1 protein-coding gene is annotated in these 1,654 nt (G+C 67.2%); it reads left to right on the top strand.

What is annotated here, in order from left to right:
* The coding region (locus METLW4_RS26120; RefSeq protein WP_018268690.1) for a beta strand repeat-containing protein at nucleotides 1–1,654 on the top strand (1,654 nt) is incomplete at both ends.

The following is a 1,654-nucleotide window of genomic DNA, read 5'->3' as shown; positions in this document are numbered from 1 at the left end:
ACCTCGACGCAGGTCCGCGGCCTCACCGCAACGCAGATCGGCGGCCTGTCGGCGAGCTATCTCGACGCCATCGACGCCGGGGACTTCTCCACCAGCCAGATCGGCGCGCTCGACGCGACCGTCACCGGCAATCTCTCCACGACCCAGGTCGGCAATCTCTCCGCCGCTCAGATCGGATCGCTCTCCGCCACCGCATTCGGCGCGCTGACCTCCACCGAAGTGCAGGCCTTCACCTCCACCCAGCTCGCCGGCCTCACCGCGACGCAGATCGGCAAGCTCACCACCACCGCGCTGTCCAACCTCTCCACCACGCAGGTCACTGATCTGACCTCGACGCAGGTCCGCGGCCTCACGGCGACGCAGATCGGCGGCCTGTCCGCCTCCTATCTCGACGCTATCGACGCCGGGGACTTCTCGACCAGCCAGATCGGCGCGCTCGACGCCACCGTCACCGGAAATCTCTCCACGACCCAGGTCGGCAATCTCTCCGCGGCGCAGATCGGATCGCTCTCCGCCACCGCCTTCGGCGCGCTGACATCGACCGAGGTGCAGGCCTTCACCTCCACTCAGCTCGCCGGCCTCACCGCAACGCAGCTGGGCAAGCTCACCACCACGGCAATCTCGAACCTCTCCACGACGCAGGTCACCGACCTGACCTCGACGCAGGTCCGCGGCCTCACCGCCACACAGATCGGCGGCCTGTCGGCGAGCTATCTCGACGCCATCGACGCTGGCGACTTCTCGACCAGCCAGATCGGCGCGCTCGACGCAACCGTCACCGGCAATCTCTCGACGACCCAGGTCAGCAATCTCTCCGCCGCTCAGATCGGATCGCTCTCCGCCACCGCCTTCGGCGCGCTGACCTCGACCGAAGTGCAGGCCTTCACCTCCACCCAGCTCGCCGGCCTCACTGCAACGCAGATCGGCAAGCTCACCACCACAGCGCTGTCGAACCTCTCCACCACGCAGGTCACCGACCTGACCTCGACGCAGGTCCGTGGCCTCACTGCAACGCAGATCGGCGGACTCTCCGCCTCCTATCTCGACGCCATCGATACAGCGGACTTCTCGACCAGCCAGATCGGCGCGCTCGACGCCACCGTCACCGGCAATCTCTCGACGACCCAGGTCGGCAATCTCTCCGCCGCCCAGATCGGATCGCTCTCCGCCACCGCATTCGGCGCGCTGACCTCCACCGAGGTGCAGGCCTTCACCTCCACCCAGCTCGCCGGCCTCACCGCAACGCAGATCGGCAAGCTCACCACCACCGCTCTGTCGAACCTCTCCACCACGCAGGTCACTGATCTGACCTCGACGCAGGTCCGCGGCCTCACCGCAACGCAGATCGGCGGATTGTCGGCGAGCTATCTCGACGCCATCGATACGGCGGACTTCTCGACCAGCCAGATCGGCGCGCTCGACGCAACCGTCACCGGCAATCTCTCCACGACCCAGGTCGGCAATCTCTCCGCCGCGCAGATCGGATCGCTCTCCGCCACCGCCTTCGGCGCGCTGACCTCCACCGAAGTGCAGGCCTTCACCTCGACGCAGCTCGCCGGCCTCACCGCAACGCAGCTGGGCAAGCTCACCACCACCGCTCTGTCGAACCTCTCCACCACGCAGGTCACTGATCTGACCTCGACGCAGGTCCGCG

Source organism: Methylosinus sp. LW4 (assembly GCF_000379125.1).
Taxonomy (GTDB): Bacteria; Pseudomonadota; Alphaproteobacteria; order Rhizobiales; family Beijerinckiaceae; genus Methylosinus.
The sequence above is the reverse complement of the archived record's forward strand: the minus strand, read 5'-3'. Positions and strand labels throughout refer to the sequence as shown.